The 855-nt window shown below is 46.1% G+C and carries 1 pseudogene; it reads right to left on the bottom strand.

Features of this window, described 5'->3' with window-relative positions:
• Nucleotides 1–450: pseudogene (locus AC1DVK_RS26985) on the bottom strand (hypothetical protein); the annotation flags it as partial.
• Nucleotides 451–855: the final 405 nt, after the last annotated feature.

Here is an 855-nt window from a genome sequence, read left to right as displayed (position 1 = left end):
GTCATATATCTTGGTCAATATTTGGGCAATGGCTTGTTGAATGAAACGGTCTAGAACGGTTGGAATACCCAAAAGCCGAACTCCGCCGTTTGGTTTCGGGATTTCGATACGACGGACGGGCTTCGGTTGATAGGTACCCTGTAAAAGGGCAGTTTTCATGTTGTACCATTCGGTTACGAGGTGCGGTCTCAGGTTTTGGACCCGCATTCCATCTACACCATGGCTTCCCTTATTTCTTTCTACACGCTTCAATGCCTGTATTAAGTTTTCCCTCTCTAGTATCTGTTCCATTAACATCGTTGATATCCTTTCTACGTGGATAAATGGTCTATTTGTGCCTTTATCTGCTCCCCCTTTTGAAGTTCCCCGTGTATTCACCACTTCTTCCTTCAAATAAGTTCCGTTAGGAATTGTTTGCTTCTTCACAGATAACGAACGCCTAGTATTCATCCTCCTTAATCTGTTCGGTCCTTCCTTGTCTTCTCGAGTAGACAAGTACTATGACCTCTGCTGACTTCTGATGATTCAGCTGTCCATCACTGGAAAGGTTACCAAGTGTACTTGGCTGTCATCAGACCTCCCCGGGTAAGAGTGCAATCTTTCCCTCCATCTATCTGCTTCATTTACTCTGTACCACCTTCGGCAGTAAGGACTTTGTTTTGTTTCGCAAACTCATCCAATGATACCTAGCCTTATATGAAGTTCGTGTTCCTCAGACCGGAGGTTTGCCGCTTGCTTCCTTCAGATTCCACGTCACCGTGGACACCCTTGCATTAAGCTAACCACTACTACTGCCTTCATGATTCGGGACTTCCACCCTATAGATTGCACCCATGCCGGCCGGGCGCACGAAAA

The organism is Peribacillus sp. P4_B1 (genome assembly GCF_056402395.1).
The sequence above is the reverse complement of the archived record's forward strand: the minus strand, read 5'-3'. Positions and strand labels throughout refer to the sequence as shown.